The sequence below is a fragment of the Amorphus sp. 3PC139-8 genome (assembly GCF_040750475.1).
GTDB lineage: Bacteria > Pseudomonadota > Alphaproteobacteria > Rhizobiales > Amorphaceae > Amorphus.
The window spans coordinates 1-18,208 of record NZ_JABJVY010000026.1 but is presented as its reverse complement, the minus strand read 5'-3'; the positions used below and the strand labels follow the sequence as shown (position 1 = coordinate 18,208).

Genomic DNA, 18,208 nt, shown 5'->3' with positions numbered 1-18,208 from the left:
GCCCGGACGGCGCCTTACTGCAGCTCGGCGGGAAGCGCGCCGCGCGCCTGGTCCACCAGTGCCTTGAACGCCTCGGGCTCGCTGTAGGCGAGATGGGCCAGCACCTTGCGGTCGACCTCGATGCCCGCCTTGTTCAGCCCGTCCACCAGGCGGCTGTAGGTCATGCCGTGCTCGCGCACGGCGGCGTTGATGCGCTGGATCCAGAGCGCACGGAACTGCCGCTTGCGGACCTTGCGGTCGCGGTAGGAGTACTGGGCGGCCTTCTCGACGGCTGCCCGCGCCGTGCGGATCGTGTTCTTGCGCCGGCCATAGTAGCCCTTGGCGGCCTTGAGGACCTTTTTGTGCCGGGCGTGGGCCACCACGCCACGCTTCACGCGTGCCATCGTTCGCTCTCCGAATGTCTCGGACCTGGTCCGGAGCGCCTTGCGTTTGCGCTCGCGCCACCGTGGTCCGTCTCGCTCATGTTAACGGGCAGCCCCGATCGGCCGCCCCGATGCCCCGACCTTTTTAGGCGTAGGGCAGGAACTTCTTGATGATCTTGGCGTCCTGATCGGCCAGCACCGTGGTGCCGCGCGCCTTGCGGATGAACTTCGTCGTCCGCTTGATCATGCCGTGGCGCTTGCCGGCCTGCTGCGCCTTCACCTTGCCGGTGCCGGTGAGCTTGAAGCGCTTCTTCGCGCCCGACTTGGTCTTCAGCTTGGGCATCTCGGTGACCCTTGAGTTCGACGGTTCTTCTCGATCTGGGCTCGTCCGATCCCAGCAAACTGATGATCGCCTCGCGAAGGGGAACGTCCCCTGCGTTTGGCGAGGTGTGGCCCAAACCGACGCCGGCTCTCTCCTGGCCCGATCTCCGGGCAGGACGGACGGCACCGATCCAGGCCGAAATGTCCCGAAGCGCGGCGCTCGACGTAGAGTGTCGCGGCGGATCCGGCCGGCGCACCATAAAAAGCGCACCGAAGCCGAGCGCCGGCGCCATCCTCGCACTGTCGACGAATGTCGCAGAACTGCGAGAAAATGGAGGCCGCCGCGCTCAGGCGGGATCCCGACCGCGGCCGGACCGTACGCTCGGAAGGCGCACGATATAGCTGCGCTGGCGCAGGAATGCAAGGAAGGCGGAGCAATCTTTGCGCGGGTTGCGCGCGCAATCGTATCCGTCCGGCCGGCGCGCGAGACAGGTTTGGTCTCGGGACGAACGGACGACGCTCCATAAGACAACGGACGAACTGCTCAGGACAGGGATCTGGGGTTGAACGGGCCGCGGGCCTGCAGCTCAGCCGGTATGGACAGATGTGCGGACCGCGTTTCACCTGTCTGCGGGGATAGGTGGCGAATTGAAGCGGCTGCCACAACCTGCTATGTTCTTTATAAGAACAAATTGTTCAATATTGACCAGAGAGGCGGAGCAATGGATTTTACCCGGCGGAGTTTCCTGACGACGGCACTTGGTGGTGTGGCGCTCATTTCCATGCCCATCGGCGCACGTGCGGCGACGACGTTCAACTTTATTACGCCGTTTGCCTTTTCGCTCTCCTTCGCGCCGGTGCTCTATGCCTCCGCCGCGGGCTTCTATGAGGACGAGGGGCTCGACTGCACGATCCAGGCGGGCAAGGGCGCGGCGCTCGCCGCCCAGATGACGATCGCCAAGCAGATGGATTCCGGGCGCACCGGCGGCACCAACTACATCGTATCCAAGGTCAACAACGGCGCCCCGCTGACCTCGATCGCAACCATCGCGCAGCTTTCGCCCTTCTTCATCATCTCGTCTTCGGAAGACCCGGTGAAGTCGGTTCAGGACGTGGTCGGCCGTACCGTCGGCATGGCCAGCCTGGGCGGCTCCATGGAGGCGACGCTGGATCTGATGCTGGCGGCCGACGGCCTTTCGCCGGACAAGGTGGAAAAGGTGAAGGTTGCCGATTCGGCGGCCTCCTACGCCCTGATCGAAGCCGGCCGCGCGGGCGCGTTCATCGGCAACACCTCCTCCATGATCAAGGCGAGCGAAGTGCGCGACGGCGTCTATGCGATCCCGATGGACGACGGCATGCCGGGGCAGGTCTATGTCGCCCATCCCGATGAGGTGGAGGCCCATCCCGACAAGTTCGTCGCGTTCCTGAAGGCGACCCACAAGTCCGCGCTGGAAATCGTCAACACCCAGGATCTCGCGCCGATCCTGAAGATCATCGGCGACAAATACGACGTGAACGGCCTGTCCAACATGGAGACGGCCCAACGCGATCTCCGCGCCAACGCGGAAAACTGGGCGGCCAAGGGCAAGGACAATCTCCTTCGCAATGTTCCTTCGGTTTGGGACTATGCCGTCACCACGCTCGCCGAGACCGGCCTGATAAGCAAGAAGGTGCCGGCCACCGACCTCTACACCAACGCGCTGCTCGATCGGGCGCTGAAGGGATGACCACTGAGGGGGCCGCCGATATCGGCCTGGTCGGCGTCGGCAAAACCTTTGGGGAAGGCACGTCCGCCGTCCGCGCGATCGGCGAGGCGACCTTGGATATGCCGCGCGGCGAGTTCGTCTCGCTGCTCGGCCCGTCCGGGTGCGGCAAGACCACCCTTCTCCGGATCATCGCCGGCCTGGAGCGTCCGAGCGAGGGCGAAGTGATCGTGCGCGGCCGATCGGTCTGGCGCGGCGGCCGGCGATTGGCGGAGGCCACCCGGCCGATCAGTATGATGTTCCAGGCCGCACGGCTGTTTCCCTGGTATTCGGTGGCGGAGAACATCGCGCTGCCCTTGCGCATCCAGGGCGTTGCCAAGGCGGAGCGCCGCGAACGTGCCCATGCGCTGTGCGAGACGGTCGGGCTCAAGGGCTTCGAGGAGGCTCGCCCGACGGCGCTCTCCGGTGGCATGAAGCAGCGCGCTTCGCTCGCCCGCGCGCTGATCACCGATCCTCAGGTGCTTCTGCTCGACGAGCCGTTCGGTGCGCTCGACGCCATGACCCGCGACGCGCTGAATCTCGAGCTCCTGGCGATCTGCGAGGCGGCGAAAGTCACCACCATCCTGGTGACCCATTCCATCACCGAAGCGGCCTTTCTCTCCGACCGGGTGGTGGTGCTCGCCGCGCGCCCGGCACGGATCACCGAGATCGTGGAGATGCCGTTTGCGCATCCCCGGACACTGGCGGTGCAGGAATCAGCCGAATTCCGCGACATGCTGCACCATCTGCGCGAGCGGCTGACGGGAGCCCATTGATGTCGAATCAGCGCGTCCTGCGGATCGCTCTTCCCACCCTGACGGTGGCGGTCTTCTTCATCCTGTGGACGCTCTATGTCCGCACCGCCGACGTGTCGGCCTTCATTCTGCCGACCCCGCTGGAGATCCTCTACGCCCTGGTGGGCATGGTCGGGGACGCCAAGGTCTGGCACCACGCCTGGATAACGGTGATCGAGGCGGTGTCCGGATTTTTGATCGCGGTCGCCTTGGGCGTGTTCCTGGGCGTGGCGATGGCGCGCGTGCGGATGCTGGAATGGGCCTTCAAGCCGTTCATCGTGGCGTTTCAGCTCATTCCGAAGATCGCGCTCGCACCGTTGTTCATTCTCTGGTTCGGTTTCGGGCTGGAATCCAAGATCGTGATCGCGGCGGCGCTATCCTTCTTCCCGGTGTTTTCCAACGCGCTGGTCGCGTTCCGCTCCGTGGAGCCGGAGGATCGCGACGTGTTCACCATCCTGCAGGCCGGTCCGCTTCAGCGTTTCGTCATGCTGGAGCTGCCGACGGCTTTGCCGGTTGTGCTTGCCGGCACGGAAGTGGCGGTCGTGATGGCGATGATCGGGGCGATCGTGGGCGAGTTCATCGGCGGGAACGAAGGCCTCGGCTATCTCGCCGTCTCCTATCTGCAGGAGCTGCGCGTGCCGGAACTGTTCGGTGTGATCGTGTTCCTGACCTTGATCGGGCTCGCGCTCTATACGCTGATTGCTCGGCTCAGGGGTTGGCTGACGCCCTGGCACGCCTCGGTGGCGAAGGCGGAGTAGGGCGCCCGAGCATTCGGTTCTGACCCTAGGTCATGAACTCATAAATCCGGACGGTCCGGGCGGAGGCGATTTGGTCGAATGCCAGGAGCAAGAGCGCAGGAAACCCGGTCGGTTTTCAAGATTTTGCGACGCAGCAGTCGGGCAAATCGACTCGCTCCTTCGGACGCCGAAACGGCTTCGACCTGCTTCGTCAACCCGCTCGGACGGGGGAAAGACCCCGCCCTTCGCGGCTCTCCTGGCATCTCTTTGCCGTTTCAGGCGCCGGAACATTCGCATTTATGAGTCCATGACCTAGTCTCTAGCCGTATCGAAGTCCGCATGGTGCGGGACGACTTTTGTAGGCTTACCCCTCGCATTGCGGTGCAAAATCGGGTCTGATTTGCGCGTGAATCGCTTGTCCGGGACGGGCGCCGTATCTCGCCCCCCTTGGCGAGCCGGCAGTCGGGACGCGAAAGGACCGGACATGACGGCGAGGACCCGATGCGCATAGCCGTGACCACGGCGGCGATCATCTGGATCATGATCACGGCGCGCGGCGTGCTTCAGCCGGTCGCCGTGGCGCTGGTCGTGGTCCTGGTGCTGAGCGCGGCGACCCATAAGGCAACGATGCTGTTGCCGCGCACTTTCCGCAAAGCGGAGATGGTGGCCCGAATCCTGGGGGCCGCCGTCGTTCTCGTCGTGTTTTTGACGCTCGGCCTGTTTATTGCGGAAAATATCGCCGAACTGCATGCCAATCTGACACTCTACGAGACCAACCTCGATCGCTGGCTGGCGTTGGTGGGCGAGCTCTTGGGCGAGGAAGAGCATTTGAGCGTCGCCGGGCTGATCGGGCGGGTCCAGATCACGCGCTTCGCGCTGACCGTCGCCGGCTCGACGGCATCCTATCTGATGGCGCTCTTGGTCGTTCTGATTTACGTGATCTTCATCTTCACAGAAGCGCAGGCGCTGGACGGCAAGATCGCCGCCCTGGCCGGCGATCCGGTGCGCGAACGCAAGATTCGGGTCTATCTGGAGAAGGTGCGGCGCGGCGTTTACGACTATCTCGGCGTTCAGGTTCTGATTGGCGTGCTGCAGGCGGTCCCGACTTTCGCGGTTCTGGCGCTGCTTGGCGTCGACGCTGCCTTGTTCTGGGCGGTGCTGATTTTCGTCTTCAGCTTCGTGCCCACGATCGGGACCCTGTTCGGGATCACGGTGCCGGCGGCGATGACGTTCCTGCAATATTCCGCGCTGGAGCCGTTCCTGATCGTCCTGGTCGTGCTCGGCGTCGTCCAGATCGTCTGCAGCAACGTGCTGTTACCGCAGCTTACCAGCCGGTCGCTCAATCTGAGTTCGCTGGCGGTGCTGTTTGCGGTCTTCGCCGGCGGTGCGGTCTGGGGGATCGTCGGCGCTCTCATCGCCGTTCCAGTCCTGACGGTTGTCACCGTTATCTGCGCGGAGGTGCCGTCGCTGCGGCCGGTCGCTATCATTCTGTCGGCGAATGGTCGACTTCCCGATACCGGCGACGACGAGCCGTCCCCTGCGGAGTGAGAGGGGCGTCGCATGGCCGGAACGGAAGGGGGTGGATGGTGGGCGGTACTGGGATTGAACCAGTGACCTCTACCGTGTCAAGGTAGCGCTCTCCCGCTGAGCTAACCGCCCGACCGAGCTGCGCGATCCATCGCCGAAGCGTGCCTTCGAAGGCCTGTTCGACAAGGTGGGATATCGACGCGCAAGGATCACGGCACCGGATGGCGTTTGCGATCCGTCGAGATCCGTGCGTATAGCGAGGTTCGCAGCCGCTCGCAAGAATGGCGTTGGAATTTTCCCGTGCTTATTCGGGAAAAGGACACGGATCGCGGCGCCCGGCCGCGCCGGGCCGTCAGGCGGCTTCGAGCATGCGCCCGACTTCGCGCACGAGTTCGCGCAGATGGAACGGCTTCGACAGCACCTTGGCCGGACGCGGCACGTCGGTCTCGTGATTGAGCGCCACAGCCGCAAAGCCGGTGATGAACATCACCTTCAGGTCGGGGTCGAGCCGGGTCGCACGACGGGCGAGTTCGATCCCGTCCATCTCCGGCATGACGATATCGGTCAGGAGCAGCGAGAAGGGCTCCTCGCGAAGCCGCTCGTACGCGCTCCATCCATTGTCGAACGCCTGGACATGATAGCCCGCCCGTTCCAGCGCCTTGGTCAGGAAGGCGCGCATATCATGATCGTCTTCGGCCAAAAGGATGCGCAACGAAGCCCCCTTTTCCACGTTTGAGCCGCCGCGGCGTCTTGGCGCGCCGCCTTGTCTCTCCCTCTTGGCCCGGTGCACGTAAAAGCGGCGTCAAAAAACAAGGTTTCCGGAATGTTGCCATCGGAGGGCCCGGCGCGATGGACAGATGCGGGTCTAAGGCGGCAAACTGGAGCTTCCGCGGGTGTGCGTTCGGCGCTCAGAAAAAGGATTGAGAATGCGGACGATCGACGATTTCGAGACGACACCCGCCTTCGAAATCCTGGAACCCACCGGAAAACGCACGCCCTTCGTGTTCAATTCGCCGCACAGCGGCGTTGCCTATCCCGCAGCCTTTCTGCGGAGCTCCCGGCTGGACGCGGTCCAGATCCGTCGCTCCGAGGACACGTTCGTGGACGAGCTGTTCGCCGGCGCGGTCGGTCTGGGAGCGCCGTTGATGCGGGCGCATTTTCCGCGCGCCTATCTCGATGCGAACCGGGAGCCCTACGAACTCGACCCCGCGATGTTCGTCGGCCGACTGCCGGCCTACATCAACGCCCGCTCGATTCGCGTGGCCGGCGGGTTGGGCACGATCGCGCGCGTGGTGGCGGACGCGGAAGAGATCTATCGCGACCGGTTGACCGTGGAAGAGGGGCTGGATCGCATCGAGCGGCTCTACAAGCCCTATCACGCGACGCTGCGCGGGCTGATCAGCTCGACATTGGAGATGTTCGGCATCGCCGTTCTGGTCGACTGCCATTCCATGCCGTCGTCCGCGCGCGGGTTCGAAGGTCGGCCGCGGCCGGACTTCATCGTTGGCGATCGCTTCGGGACGAGCTGTGCGCCGGCGTTGGCGGATGCCGCCGTGGCGCTGTTGAGCGAGCTGGGGTACCGGGTCGGCCGCAACCGCCCCTATGCCGGCGGCTACATCACCGAGCATTATGGTCGCCCGCAGGTCGGCGTGCACGCGCTGCAGATCGAGGTCAATCGCGGTCTCTATATGGACGAGAGCCACTATCGCCGGATGGCGGGGTTCACCGCACTTGCCGAGGATCTGACCTGGTTCGCCGAGCGGCTGATGCAGCTCGTCCCCTTGAGCGGCTCGCTCGCCGACGCCGCCGAATAGAGCGACGGCGAAAAATCGGTAGGGGACGGCCGCGGAATCCGGCGCCCGCGTTTCCCCATCCGGTCGCGCCCCGCACCACAACCGACGCGATCCATTCGCCGTCATATGGCCGACAAGAAAAAAGGGCCGCTTCTGGCGAAGCGGCCCAAGTCTAGGGAGGAAACGCCCAAGGAGGGCTGCGATACGACAACGTCATATCGCATTGCGGTAAATTGGCAGTGCACTGCAAAAAGGTCAAGTGCCTCGAACGTCGAACTGGGCTATCAGGGCGCGGATCTGTGTACAAAACGGCCAACCGATTGCGTCCGGGATCGCCGCCTGAAAAATCGGAAAAGGCTCGAAAAACCCCGGATTTCCTGGCATTTTCGGGTCCGGGTGGCGAGCCGAGCGCAGGGCGTTTGCGGCTTTAACGGAAGCATTTTGAGGACAAGCATGGCTGATATGCGTGATCTGCAACAGGCCGTCGACCTGATGCATCGGCTGGCAGATGCGGCCGGTGCGGCGGTTCTGCCGCATTTTCGCCAGGTGGAGACGGTGGAGAGCAAGGGCGAAACCGACTTCGATCCGGTGACCGTGGCCGATCGCGGCGCGGAGACGGTGATGCGGGCGCTGATCGAAGAGGTGTTTCCGGAAGACGGGATCATCGGCGAGGAGCACGGCATCGTGCGGGCGGAGGCGGAGCGGGTCTGGGTGCTCGACCCGATCGACGGAACCCGCGCTTTTATAACCGGCCTGCCGATCTGGGGCACGCTGATCGCCATTTTGGAGCGCGGCACGCCCGTGGCGGGCATGATGGCGCAGCCTTTTGTGGGGGAGCGATTCTGGGTCGATGGCGGTGCGGCCTACTGGGCGCATGGCGAGGAGAGGCGGGAACTGTCCACGCGGCCCTGTCCCGAGCTCTCGGAGGCGACCCTGTTCGTCACCTCGCCGCACATGTTCAAGGGCGCGCGCAAGGCTGGCTTCGAGCGGTTGGCCGATGCGGTCAAAACGGTCCGCTACGGCACCGATTGCTATGGCTATGCCATGGTCGCGGCCGGGCAGGGCGACATCGTCGCGGAGGCCGACGTTCAGCTTTATGACGTCGCCCCGTTCGTGCCGATGCTGGCGGCGGCGGGCGGCTCGCTGACGGCCTGGAACGGCGGCCCGGCCGCCTCCGACGGCACGGCACTCGCGGTCGGCGATCCGACGCTTCACGAGGCGGCGAAGGCGCTCCTGACCAATGCATGAATGCTGCGCTGCAGCAAATTTGCGGCAAAGCAACGCGATTGCGCGCGTCGGTTGCGGAGGGGGCCGACAGGCCTGGCGTTCGGAAGACGGCTTACCGGTTCTCTTTTTTTGACCTGTTCCGCTTTTCTCGAAATCGCGGAGCGGGTCAAAGTTCTTGTTTCGACGCGGTTCCGAACGGCCAACCGGGTTCCACTTGGCCTGGAAACGCTTTAGTTCCGCTCGTCGGGAAACACGGGAAGCGGCATCACCTGGATGCCTTCGTCCAAGAGCTCCGCCGCTTCGTCGGCCGAGGCCTGGCCGTAGATGCCGCGTGCTTCGGATTCGCCGTAGTGGATCCGGCGGGCCTCTTCCGAAAAGCGATCTCCGACATCGTCGGACGAGGCGACGATCCGGTCGCGGATCTCGCGCAGGGCGCTCACCATGGCGGCAAGCTTCGGATCCGGGGCGAGCACGGGCTGGCTGTCGCTCTGGGCCTCCGGCGCCGGGGCCTGCGGGGTCACCTCCCGGCGGGCCTTGGAGATGGACGGCGCCATCAGGCCGCGCTCGATCGTCGCCGACCCGCACATCGGACAGGTGAGCGCGCCGCTTGCAAGCTGGTGGTCGCAGTCGTCGGAGGAGCGGAACCAGGCTTCGAAATCGTGCCGCTGGTCGCAGACGAGACGGTAGCGAATCACGTGTTCGCCTCCGCCCGGACGATCGTCTCGGGCTTTTCGAATGTGCGGGCGTTGGCAAGCGCGGGAATGCGCCGACGCGCGGCGGCGACCCGCGTCAGGTCGAGGTCGGCGACCACCACGCATGGGTCGGTGTCACCCTCCGCCAGGACTTTGCCCCAAGGGTCGACGACGATGGCGTGGCCGTAGCTGTCGCGTCCGTCCTCGTGATGGCCGCCCTGGGTCGCGGCGATCAGGAAGCTGCCGGTTTCGATCGCGCGGGCGCGGGTGAGCACGTGCCAGTGCGCCTCGCCGGTCTGCTTGGTGAAGCAGGCGGGAACGGTAAGAATATCGGCGCCGGCAACGGCGAGCGCGCGATAGAGCACTGGAAAACGCACATCGTAGCAGATGGTCATGCCGAGCCCGGCGAACGGCAGGGCGACCGCCACGGCCTTCTCGCCCGGGCGATAGGTCCGCGATTCCCGCCAGGATTCGCCGTCCGGCAAGTCGACATCGAACATGTGAATCTTGTCGTAGCGCGCCAGCACCGAGCCATCCGGCCCCACAAGAAATCCGCGGTTGACGGCGGCGTCGCCTTCCTTCAGCGCGAGCGAGCCGATGTGAATGTGGATGCCGAGGTCGCGTGCGAGCGCGGAAAGCCGGGCAAGGGTCGGATCGTCGGCCTCCGTCTGCATCGCCGCGCGCATGCGGGCGCCGTCCCGGTCGACCAGATTGGTGATTTCCGGGGTCTGGACGTAGACCGCGCCTTGGCGGGCGGCTTCCCGGATCAGCCGTTCGGCCTCGTCGCCGTTCTGCGCAGCATCGGTCGTGCCGCGCATCTGGATCGCAGCGACACAAACGGTTCCGTCTGCCTCCGCCTCCGCAGTCGTCATTGCCGGGCCTCGGCGACGAGCGGATCGAGCTTGCCGTCGCGCTCCAGCGCGTGGAGCTCGTCGCAGCCGCCAACGTGGACGGAACCCACGAAGATCTGCGGAAAGGTTCGCCCGCCATTGGAGCGCTCGATCATCTCGCGCTTGCGGATCGGATCGTAAGTGGCATCGATCTCGTCGTAGTCGATGCCCTTCTGATCGAGCAGGCGCTTGGCGGCATCGCAGAAGCCGCAGAACTGTCTTGTGTAGATGGTGACGGTTGCCATGATGCTTTTTCGGTCGGAATCTTGGGAAAGAACCGAACCGGTTATATGGGTTGGTCGAGTTTGCCAACAACCCTGGCGAAGACCAGGACGTCGACGGAGGCCGCTCCTGCTCGCTTCAGGGCGCGCACGGCAGCGGTGACGGTGGCGCCGGAGGTGAAGACGTCGTCGACGAGGAGAAGCCGGCGCCCGGTGATCTCGATTGCCGCTTCCGGGCGAATGCGGAAGGCGCCGCGCACGTTGCTTTCACGCTCCTGCGCACTCAGGCCGACCTGGTGGCGGGTCGCCCGCACGCGCAACAGCCCGTCGAGGGAAAGCGGACGGTTCGTCTCCCGCGCGACCACCTTGGCGAGCGCCGCGGATTGGTTGAAGCCGCGCAGGAGCAGCCGGGTTCGATGCAAGGGGATCGGGACGATCAGATCGGTGTCGGCGAGGATCTCCTGGCCGGCCCGCGCCATCATCCGGCCCATCAAGATCGCCGTTTCCTGGCGGTTGCGATATTTGAGGGCGTGCACCAGTCGCCGGGCGATGTCGTCGTAGCGGGCGACCGCGCGGGAACGCTCGAACGGGGGCGGGGCGGCGATCGCTTCCGCCGACAACGCGCCGGGGCCGAGATCGTAGGCGAACGGAATGCCGAGCCGCTCGCAATAGGGCCGCTCGATAAGCGCGAGTTTGGACCAACAGGCGGAACACAGCCCGGTTTGATCGGCGACCGGCATGCGGCAGGACGCGCAGATCGGCGGAACGACCAGGTCGAGCAACATCCGTCCGCCGCGTCGGGCGCTGCCGACGAGCGCGGCGAAACTGTCGCCTGGGCGCCGCTCCGGCGGGGCGGCAAGATCGGGGTCGCCTTCCCACATGAAGAAAGTGTAGCTCTGCCGCACGCGGAATTCGGCTGAAATCGATCAGGGGTCGAAAAACGTGATCGACGGGCAGCTTCGCCACGGGTCGTCTCGATGGTCCCGGCGGAGCGCTTGCGGTCGGGTTCCGCCAACGGATTGGAAAGTGGATTTGCCATGGCCGCCGATTTGTTCGACCGCGCCTTGCTGACCAAGCGCAGGCGCCGCGCGCTCGCGGAGCCACGCGAAGGCGCGGATTTTCTGATGAGGGTGGCCGCCGACGATACGCTCGACCGGCTGGCCGCCGTTCAGCGCAGCTTCGAAACCGCGATCGATCTCGGCGGGCATTCCGGTGCCTTCGGGACGCGTCTTCTGGCCGAAGGGCGGGCGAAGCGGGTGGTGCGTGCCGACAGTCTGGTCGCCAATCCGGCCGATGGCGGCCCGGCCCTGGTGTTCGACGAGGAGGCTTTGCCGTTCGCGGCAAATTCCGCCGACCTGGTCGTCTCTTTACTGCAGGCGCAAAGCGTGTCGGACTTGCCGGGCCTGTTTGCTCAGGTGGCTCAAATTCTGGTGCCCGACGGCCTGTTTCTGGCTGCCTTTTGCGGCGGCGAGACGTTGATCGAGCTGCGCACGGCGCTGATGGCGGCGGAGGCGGATCTCCGGGGAGGCGCAAGCCCGCGAGTGCACCCGTTCGCCGATCTGCGCGACGCGGCGGGCCTTCTGCAACGGACTGGGTTCGCCATCCCCGTGGCCGACGTGGACCGCTACACGGTGCGTTATGGCGGTCTCGGCGATCTGGTCGCGGACCTCAGGGCGATGGGCGCGACCAACATCCTTTCCGGGCGCGACCGGCGGCCGCTGCCGGGTGAGGTTTTGGCGCGTGCCGATGCGATCTATCGGGACCAGTTTTCCGATCCCGATGGCCGCTTGCGCGCCACCTTCGATCTGGTCGCGCTCTCAGGCTGGCGCCCGCACGAGAGCCAGCAAAAGCCCCTGAAGCCGGGGTCGGCGTCGGCCCGGCTGGCCGATGCGCTCGGGACGGTCGAGCGTTCGGCTGGCGAAAAGACCGGGCCGGACAAGCGGAAAAAGTAGCTTTTTGAGACGCTTATCGATTCCGGCGTGCTGCGCCTGCTTCGGCCGCCGCTCGGATATCGGCGATCGCGGCGCCATAGCCGTCGGGGCCGGCCTTGAAGACCGCAGAGCCTGCGACCAGTACCGTCGCGCCCGCCTCGGCCACAATACCGGCCGTCTCCGCCGTGATGCCCCCGTCGACCTCGATCTCAATGGGGCGGTCGCCGATCATCTCAGCGATTCGTCGGATCTTGTCGGTCACCGCCGGGATGAAGGCCTGGCCGCCAAAGCCGGGATTGACCGTCATCAGAAGGATGAGGTCGATCCGGTCGAGCACGTAGGTGATCGCCGATTCCGGCGTGGAGGGGTTGAGCGAAACACCGGCGCGCTTTCCCATGCTCCGGATGGCTTGCAGGGAGCGGTCCAGATGGGGGCCGGCTTCGGCGTGCACGGTGATGATGTCGGAGCCCGCGGCGGCGAACGCGGAGAGATAGGGATCCGCCGGCGAGATCATCAGGTGGCAATCGAACACTTTTTTGGAGGCGGAGCGGATCGCCGATACCACCGGCGGGCCGAATGTGATGTTGGGGACGAAATGGCCATCCATCACGTCCAGGTGGATATAGTCCGCCCCAGCCGCGTCGATGGCGGAGACCTCCTCGCCAAGGCGGGAGAAGTCGGAGGCGAGAATCGAAGGGGCGATGCGGATCGGACCGGGCATGTCTTCCATCACGTGTGGTTTGCGCGCGGACATTTACACCGCACGTCCGCAACGGCAACGTTCACATGTGGATTGGGTCAGCGGATTGAAGTGACCTGTACCGGCTGTATGCGGGATCCGCTGCTTGCGGCATCGCCCAACAATAGTCCTACCATCAACCGCACCGCCGGATCGATGGTCGGTGCGGTACCCGGCAACTGGCGGTTCATCGAAAAGCCTTCGAAGGTCATCACCAGGATCTGGGCTAGATCATCATCCTCGGCGAGACCGGCATGTTCGCTCGGTAGGGCGGTGCGCACCAACGCCGACACGCGCTTTACCATCCATTGCAGGAGGCCCGGATCGTAACGCTCGTTCGGGCAGGCGGTGGACAGCGCCTGCATCATGTTGTTGGCGAAGCCGTTGTCTGCCGCCGGCAGATCGCGCCAAAGCGTTAGAAGAATGTGCTCGAGCCGGTTGGCCGGCTCGGAGATCTGTTCAAGGTCTCGTTCCAATTTGAGAAAATGTTCGTCCAGCCAAGGCTGGTAGATGGCGAACAAAATATCAAGCTTGGAGAGGAAATAGACGTAGATGTTGGAGGTGGATGTGTCTGCGGCCCGGGCGATTTCGGCCATCGAAGTGCCGCTATAGCCGCGTTCGCGAAACAACCTGCTCGCACCACGCAGGATCGCATCAGCAACAGCCTGCTTCTTGATCTGCGGCATGAGTGGGCCTTCAGTCGGATCTCAAACTATCAAACGCGACAGCGTACGGCTTTGCAACTGTTGGTCGTCGTTTTGGCGTGCGAAGTCGCGACGAAATGAGAAATTTTTAAAGAAACGTGCGGAATGCGAAAATGATCTCAGTCATTTTCGCTCTGCGAAGTCTGCAACCTCTGCAACCGGTGGGGAAACGGCTTGCGTCGGAATTCGTTCGCTCCAGGGACCCATCTTGACGACGTAGATACTGCCTTGCACTTCGAACGCGCGCCGGAACAAGGCGTAGGCGCCGTTCCATGACCTAGGCTTCTTTCTTCGGCCTGTCGATCAGCCAGACCAGGCTCACGCCCGCAACCAACGCCCAGAACGGGGCGGCGAGACCGAAAGGGGCAATTCCGGAGGCGGAGACGAGCAGCGTCACCAGGGCCGGAAAGCGATGCGGGCCGGAAAACGCCTGGGTGAGGGACTCTTCCAGGACACCGAGAAGGGCGAGTCCGGCCAGCGTCACCGTGAACCCGTTGGGAAGAACAAGCGCGAGCTTGGCAACCATCGGGGCGCACAGCCCGAGCACGATGGCGAACACGCCGAACACGACCGCGTTGGCATAGCGTCGGTCCATCTCTCCGGCGGCGGAAAACAGTGCCGTGTGAACCGTGGCGATCGCCGCGGGCACGCCGCCGAACAAGGCCGTCACCAGGCTGTGAGCCCCGAGCGCGGTCACGAGCCCGTTGACCGGCGGCTCGAATCCCCGCGATTTCAGGATCGCGATCGACTGTGCGTTGTGAATGGCGACAGAGGTGAGCAACATCGCCGGGGCAAGGCTGAGAATCGCCTGCAGCCGGAACTCCGGGACGACGAGGATCGGGTCGACGATGTGGAGCGTCGGCAAATCGCCGACGGCGACCGGGTCGAAGACCGCGACCGCGATCAATCCCGCCACCAGGGCGGCGAACACCGGCGGGCACCGCCGAGCGATGCGGGGAACCGCAGCGAAGATCAGATAGACCAGAACGGTCGGGCCGGCGACTTCGGGTAGGTCCACCACGCTTTTGACCATTCCGGTGCCGAACGGCAGAAAAACGCCGAGAAGCATGGCGAGCGCGATCGGCAAGGGGATCAGCCGCGTTACCTGCTGCATGGAACCCGACAGCCCGAGCGCCATCATTCCGAGACCGGCCACCATGCAGGCGCCCATCGCCTCCGGGAAGCTCATGTGGGTGAGCGCGGCGGGCAGCAAGGTCGCGCCGGTGATCGTCCACAACACGGTCAGGGGCTGGCGGTAGAGCAGCGACACCACGATCGTGGTCACGCCGCCGAAGCCGTACACCACCGCCGCGAACGATCCGATCAGATCGGCCGGAAGGCCGGCTTCTCTGCCGATGGTGAGGAGGATGGCGAAAGTGCCGGTCGCCGACAGAATCAGTGCGATCAGCGCCGCCGAAACGCCCTCCGCCGAAATCGACCGGGCGATCTCGCGAAGACTGGGCGGCGGCCATCGGATGGGCTCGAGCGGAAAAAGACGCATCTGGACTCAGAACAACGAGAGGTAGGTGGCCGAGGTCGGCCCTGGCCGAACAGGTTACATCAAAGCCGCGATCGCCTCGACGTCCCGACCGGATTGGGTGATGCCAGAAACCGAACGCGACGCAAAGCGTTTCGGTCGTGGTCGGTCGGGGGCGATCCGCCTGTTTGGTGACTCAGTCGAACGGCACGTGCGGCCTCCAAATGACGATTCGCTTCGCTTTGGCGGGCGTGGTCCAATGCGGGATAATGGCAGTCAATTGCTCGGTACCGGGACCGGATGCGTCCAATACCACCGTGGCACGGCCGGAATGTGCGCATCCACGAAGGACGCACTATGGTTGTCGGTTCGCGACGGCTTCGGAGTGTTGGCCGGAGACTTCTGGCCGCGCCCAGAAAGGTTGCGTCTTTGAATTGTTATTTTAATATTTATACATCTTTGGCGTGTGGAATTGGTTGTCTTGGGATGCGTCAGTTCAGACTGTACGAGGGGCCTGCGCCGAAAGGGGGCCGTAGCGACGGGAAGGCCTCTTCATGAGCGCTCCGACCGCCGGCGAAGATCGTCAGGTGCCACCGGATCTTGGATCGATTTTCCTCGATCATGTCGGGCATTTCGTACCGGATCACGAGGCCGCCGCGAAAGCGCTGCGCGCGCTCGGCTTCATCACCACGCCCTGGACGGTGCTGACCTCACCCGATCCGCTGGGTGGACCACCCGTTCTGACGGGGACCGGGAATCACTGCCTCATGTTCCATAGGGGCTATGTCCAGATTCTCGCCAAGACGGCTGAGACCACGCTTGCGCGTCAGTTCGAGCAGGCGATGGAGCGCTATGTCGGGGTGCACCTGGTGACGTTCTCGACCCGCGATGCCGTCTACGAGCGCGCGCGGCTCGCCAACTCCGGCTTTGCGGTGCAGCCGATCGTCGATCTCAGACGCTGCTATGCCGATCCGGACGGTTTCGAGGTCGACCTGGCATTTTCCGTGGCGCGCACCGTGCCCGGCGCCATGGCGGAAGGGCGAATCCAGTTTATCATGCACCGCACCGAAACCGCCAATTGGCGCGCGGAGATGATGCAGCACCCGAACGGCGCCTACAGCCTGACGGATCAGATCCTGACGGTGTCGGACCTGGAGCCGGCCACGACGCGCTGGGAACGCTTTCTGGGGCGGAGATCCTCGCCGGTCGCCTGCGGACGCACCTTTAAGCTGGAGCGCGGCCGGGTGACCTTGTGTCGGCCGGAAATGGCGGGCGTCGCGGTTTCCGGGCCCGTCCCGCCGGCGCCGTTCCTGGCGGCCTACGGCATCGGTGTGAGCGATCTTGCGCCGGTGCTCTCCACGCTCGAAAAAGCGGAAATCGAGCCCGACGACGTGGCACCGGGCCGGGTCTCCGTTCGCTTTCCGCCTGCGCTGGGTGTTGGCATGATGCACTTTCTGACCAGGGAAGCCGAACCGCCGTGGCTCGCGGCTCCGTAGCGCGGTGCGCCTTGGCGGCCCATTCTGCCGTTTTAGATCCGTTTCCTTTTCTCGGACTTGCGGAGCGGGTCTAAGTTCTGTTTCGACGCGTTTCCGGACGGCCAACCGGTTTCCACTTGGCCTGCAAACGCGTTCTGGAACAAGTCGATCGTATTTCGTGGTAGAGCGGACGGAGGCAAGACCCGGTTTCCCCGTGTCCGCGATCCTGCTCGAGCCAACCGGAGCTACAGATGCCGATCATCAACCGCTTCTCCGATCTCCTGCCGGAAATCACCGCCTGGCGTCACGATTTCCATCGCCATCCCGAGACCCTTTACGATGTCCATCGAACGGCGGCGCGGGTTGCGGAGTTGCTCGGCTCCTTCGGTGTGGACGAGGTGGTGACCGGCATCGGGCAAACGGGCGTGGTCGGCATCATCCATGGCCGCACCAAGGGATCCGGCCGGGTGATCGGGCTTCGCGCCGACATGGACGCGCTGCCGATAACGGAGACGACCGGAAAGCCCTACGCGTCGACCGTTCCCGGCAAAATGCATGCCTGCGGCCACGATGGGCATTCCGCCATGCTGCTCGGGGCGGCGCGCTATCTCTCCGAAACCCGTGCCTTCGACGGCACCGTCGCGGTGATCTTCCAGCCGGCGGAAGAAGGCGGTGCCGGCGGCAAGGCGATGCTCGACGATGGGCTCATGGAGCGCTTCGGAATCGAGCGGATCTTCGGCCTGCACAATCTGCCGGACCTTCCGCTCGGCACCTTCGCCGTGCGCCCGGGGGCCTTCATGGCGTCGGCGGATCTGATTGAGATCGTCGTGGACGGGGTTGGCGGTCACGCCGCCTGGCCCCACACGACGGTGGATCCGATCCTGGTCGGCTCCACGATCGTGAACGCGGTCCAGTCGGTGGTGTCGCGTTCGGTCGATCCGCTCAAGGCGGCGGTGGTGTCGATCACCCAGTTTCATGCCGGAGACACGGACAACGTTATCCCGCAGCAGGCCCGTCTCGCCGGAACCGTCCGCACCCTCGATCCGCAGGTCCGCGACCATGTCGAAGCACGCCTGAAGGAGCTGGTGCCGGCAACGGCCGCCGCCTACGGCGCGACGGCGACGCTTCGCTACGAGCGTAACTATCCCGTCGTCATCAACGACACGGACGAAACCGCTTTTGCCGCCGAGGTCGCGGCTGCGATCGCCGGGCCGGAGCGGGTCGGCACCGAGGCGGCGCCGATGATGGGCGCGGAGGATTTCTCCTTCATGCTGGAAGCCCGGCCGGGCGCGTTCCTGTTCGTCGGCAACGGCCCGGGAGCGGCCTTGCACAATCCCGGCTACGACTTCAACGACGAGGTGATCCCCTACGGCTGTTCCTATTGGGTCAAGCTCGTCGAGACGGCGCTACCGGCGCAAGCGGCGGCCTGAGGGTCGCGATTCAAACTCCGCTTGTGTGTTTGATTTGTGGTTTGCTTGAGCGTCGGAAGGCGTGGCGAGGCCTCCCGACGCGGTCAGGCGGCCGTCACTCCGCGGGTCGTGTCTGTCGTGACGCGACCGAGGATGAGTTTGGCCCT

Annotated in this window: 19 protein-coding genes and 1 tRNA gene; 9 read left to right on the top strand and 11 right to left on the bottom strand. The window is 64.7% G+C overall.

Annotated elements, in window-relative coordinates:
• Positions 1-14: 14 nt before the first annotated feature.
• Positions 15-383: a 50S ribosomal protein L20 gene (rplT, locus tag HNS03_RS20390; RefSeq protein ID WP_367197893.1), complete on the bottom strand. Its 369-nt coding sequence runs from the start codon at positions 381-383 to the stop codon at positions 15-17.
• 124 nt (positions 384-507) lie between these two features.
• Positions 508-705 (bottom strand): 50S ribosomal protein L35, encoded by a 198-nt coding sequence (gene rpmI, locus HNS03_RS20385; RefSeq protein WP_367197892.1) that lies wholly within the window; start codon positions 703-705, stop codon positions 508-510.
• A gap of 700 nt (positions 706-1,405) precedes the next feature.
• Here rpmI and HNS03_RS20380 point away from each other — a divergent pair.
• The 4 genes from HNS03_RS20380 to HNS03_RS20365 all read left to right on the top strand — a co-directional run bounded on the left by HNS03_RS20380 (position 1,406) and on the right by HNS03_RS20365 (position 5,504).
• Positions 1,406-2,410 (top strand): ABC transporter substrate-binding protein, encoded by a 1,005-nt coding sequence (locus HNS03_RS20380; RefSeq protein WP_367197891.1) that lies wholly within the window; start codon positions 1,406-1,408, stop codon positions 2,408-2,410.
• Positions 2,407-3,201, top strand: a complete 795-nt coding sequence (locus tag HNS03_RS20375; RefSeq protein WP_367197890.1) for an ABC transporter ATP-binding protein — start codon at positions 2,407-2,409, stop codon at positions 3,199-3,201. The genes HNS03_RS20380 and HNS03_RS20375 overlap by 4 nt, the downstream gene beginning before the upstream one ends.
• Positions 3,201-3,977 (top strand): ABC transporter permease, encoded by a 777-nt coding sequence (locus tag HNS03_RS20370; protein ID WP_367197889.1) that lies wholly within the window; start codon positions 3,201-3,203, stop codon positions 3,975-3,977. Before HNS03_RS20375 ends, HNS03_RS20370 begins: the two co-directional genes overlap by 1 nt.
• Before the next feature lie 480 nt (positions 3,978-4,457).
• Positions 4,458-5,504, top strand: coding sequence for an AI-2E family transporter (locus HNS03_RS20365; protein ID WP_367197888.1), 1,047 nt, complete (start codon positions 4,458-4,460; stop codon positions 5,502-5,504).
• Positions 5,505-5,540: 36 nt separating this feature from the next.
• Here HNS03_RS20365 and HNS03_RS20360 read toward each other — a convergent pair.
• Positions 5,541-5,615: transfer RNA gene (locus HNS03_RS20360), tRNA-Val, on the bottom strand.
• A gap of 220 nt (positions 5,616-5,835) precedes the next feature.
• Positions 5,836-6,195, bottom strand: a complete 360-nt coding sequence (cpdR, locus tag HNS03_RS20355) for a cell cycle two-component system response regulator CpdR (RefSeq protein ID WP_367197887.1) — start codon at positions 6,193-6,195, stop codon at positions 5,836-5,838.
• Between the two features lie 214 nt (positions 6,196-6,409).
• On the opposite strand from cpdR, the gene HNS03_RS20350 reads away from it, so the two are divergent.
• Positions 6,410-7,297, top strand: coding sequence for an N-formylglutamate amidohydrolase (locus tag HNS03_RS20350; protein ID WP_367197886.1), 888 nt, complete (start codon positions 6,410-6,412; stop codon positions 7,295-7,297).
• 432 nt (positions 7,298-7,729) lie between these two features.
• Entirely contained in the window at positions 7,730-8,524 is a 795-nt protein-coding gene (gene hisN / locus HNS03_RS20345) for a histidinol-phosphatase (protein WP_367197885.1), read from the top strand.
• Between the two features lie 209 nt (positions 8,525-8,733).
• Here the strand turns inward: hisN and HNS03_RS20340 are convergent, their stop codons facing one another.
• The 4 genes from HNS03_RS20340 to HNS03_RS20325 are packed head-to-tail and all read right to left on the bottom strand — an operon-like array spanning position 8,734 to position 11,211.
• Positions 8,734-9,198, bottom strand: a complete 465-nt coding sequence (locus HNS03_RS20340) for a DUF1178 family protein (RefSeq protein ID WP_367197884.1) — start codon at positions 9,196-9,198, stop codon at positions 8,734-8,736.
• Positions 9,195-10,067, bottom strand: a complete 873-nt coding sequence (locus tag HNS03_RS20335) for a carbon-nitrogen hydrolase family protein (protein WP_367197883.1) — start codon at positions 10,065-10,067, stop codon at positions 9,195-9,197. Before HNS03_RS20335 ends, HNS03_RS20340 begins: the two co-directional genes overlap by 4 nt.
• Positions 10,064-10,330 carry a glutaredoxin 3 gene (gene grxC / locus HNS03_RS20330; RefSeq protein WP_367197882.1) on the bottom strand — a complete coding sequence of 89 codons (267 nt, stop codon included), beginning with the start codon at positions 10,328-10,330 and terminating at the stop codon, positions 10,064-10,066. The genes HNS03_RS20335 and grxC overlap by 4 nt, the downstream gene beginning before the upstream one ends.
• Positions 10,331-10,371: 41 nt before the next feature.
• Complete coding sequence (locus tag HNS03_RS20325; protein WP_367197881.1) at positions 10,372-11,211, bottom strand: ComF family protein; 840 nt, start codon at positions 11,209-11,211, stop codon at positions 10,372-10,374.
• A 132-nt stretch (positions 11,212-11,343) separates the two neighbouring features.
• Here HNS03_RS20325 and HNS03_RS20320 point away from each other — a divergent pair, with 132 nt between their 5' ends.
• The gene (locus HNS03_RS20320) at positions 11,344-12,258 is read left to right on the top strand and encodes a class I SAM-dependent methyltransferase (protein ID WP_367197880.1); all 915 of its coding nucleotides are present in this window, start codon (positions 11,344-11,346) and stop codon (positions 12,256-12,258) included.
• 13 nt (positions 12,259-12,271) lie between these two features.
• On the opposite strand, the gene rpe is transcribed toward HNS03_RS20320, so the two are convergent.
• The 3 genes from rpe to HNS03_RS20305 all read right to left on the bottom strand — a co-directional run bounded on the left by rpe (position 12,272) and on the right by HNS03_RS20305 (position 15,181).
• A complete protein-coding gene (gene rpe, locus HNS03_RS20315) occupies positions 12,272-12,958 on the bottom strand; it encodes a ribulose-phosphate 3-epimerase (RefSeq protein WP_367197950.1) in 687 nt (228 codons plus the stop codon).
• A 77-nt stretch (positions 12,959-13,035) separates the two neighbouring features.
• Positions 13,036-13,662, bottom strand: a complete 627-nt coding sequence (locus tag HNS03_RS20310; protein ID WP_367197879.1) for a TetR/AcrR family transcriptional regulator — start codon at positions 13,660-13,662, stop codon at positions 13,036-13,038.
• 295 nt (positions 13,663-13,957) lie between these two features.
• Positions 13,958-15,181 carry a benzoate/H(+) symporter BenE family transporter gene (locus HNS03_RS20305; RefSeq protein WP_367197878.1) on the bottom strand — a complete coding sequence of 408 codons (1,224 nt, stop codon included), beginning with the start codon at positions 15,179-15,181 and terminating at the stop codon, positions 13,958-13,960.
• Positions 15,182-15,711: 530 nt separating this feature from the next.
• Between HNS03_RS20305 and HNS03_RS20300 the strand changes: the two genes are divergently transcribed.
• Together HNS03_RS20300 and HNS03_RS20295 are read left to right on the top strand one after the other, a co-directional pair.
• Entirely contained in the window at positions 15,712-16,653 is a 942-nt protein-coding gene (locus tag HNS03_RS20300; RefSeq protein ID WP_367197877.1) for a VOC family protein, read from the top strand.
• Between the two features lie 230 nt (positions 16,654-16,883).
• Positions 16,884-18,062 carry a M20 aminoacylase family protein gene (locus HNS03_RS20295; RefSeq protein ID WP_367197876.1) on the top strand — a complete coding sequence of 393 codons (1,179 nt, stop codon included), beginning with the start codon at positions 16,884-16,886 and terminating at the stop codon, positions 18,060-18,062.
• Positions 18,063-18,208: the final 146 nt, after the last annotated feature.

Coding starts and splice junctions, on each gene's coding strand:
- rplT (WP_367197893.1), bottom strand. CDS start 383: ATGGCACGCGTGAAGCGTGGCGTGGTGGCCCACGCCCGGCACAAAAAG.
- rpmI (WP_367197892.1), bottom strand. CDS start 705: ATGCCCAAGCTGAAGACCAAGTCGGGCGCGAAGAAGCGCTTCAAGCTC.
- HNS03_RS20380 (WP_367197891.1), top strand. CDS start 1,406: ATGGATTTTACCCGGCGGAGTTTCCTGACGACGGCACTTGGTGGTGTG.
- HNS03_RS20375 (WP_367197890.1), top strand. CDS start 2,407: ATGACCACTGAGGGGGCCGCCGATATCGGCCTGGTCGGCGTCGGCAAA.
- HNS03_RS20370 (WP_367197889.1), top strand. CDS start 3,201: ATGTCGAATCAGCGCGTCCTGCGGATCGCTCTTCCCACCCTGACGGTG.
- HNS03_RS20365 (WP_367197888.1), top strand. CDS start 4,458: ATGCGCATAGCCGTGACCACGGCGGCGATCATCTGGATCATGATCACG.
- HNS03_RS20350 (WP_367197886.1), top strand. CDS start 6,410: ATGCGGACGATCGACGATTTCGAGACGACACCCGCCTTCGAAATCCTG.
- hisN (WP_367197885.1), top strand. CDS start 7,730: ATGGCTGATATGCGTGATCTGCAACAGGCCGTCGACCTGATGCATCGG.
- HNS03_RS20335 (WP_367197883.1), bottom strand. CDS start 10,067: ATGACGACTGCGGAGGCGGAGGCAGACGGAACCGTTTGTGTCGCTGCG.
- grxC (WP_367197882.1), bottom strand. CDS start 10,330: ATGGCAACCGTCACCATCTACACAAGACAGTTCTGCGGCTTCTGCGAT.
- HNS03_RS20320 (WP_367197880.1), top strand. CDS start 11,344: ATGGCCGCCGATTTGTTCGACCGCGCCTTGCTGACCAAGCGCAGGCGC.
- rpe (WP_367197950.1), bottom strand. CDS start 12,958: ATGCCCGGTCCGATCCGCATCGCCCCTTCGATTCTCGCCTCCGACTTC.
- HNS03_RS20310 (WP_367197879.1), bottom strand. CDS start 13,662: ATGCCGCAGATCAAGAAGCAGGCTGTTGCTGATGCGATCCTGCGTGGT.
- HNS03_RS20305 (WP_367197878.1), bottom strand. CDS start 15,181: ATGCGTCTTTTTCCGCTCGAGCCCATCCGATGGCCGCCGCCCAGTCTT.
- HNS03_RS20300 (WP_367197877.1), top strand. CDS start 15,712: ATGAGCGCTCCGACCGCCGGCGAAGATCGTCAGGTGCCACCGGATCTT.
- HNS03_RS20295 (WP_367197876.1), top strand. CDS start 16,884: ATGCCGATCATCAACCGCTTCTCCGATCTCCTGCCGGAAATCACCGCC.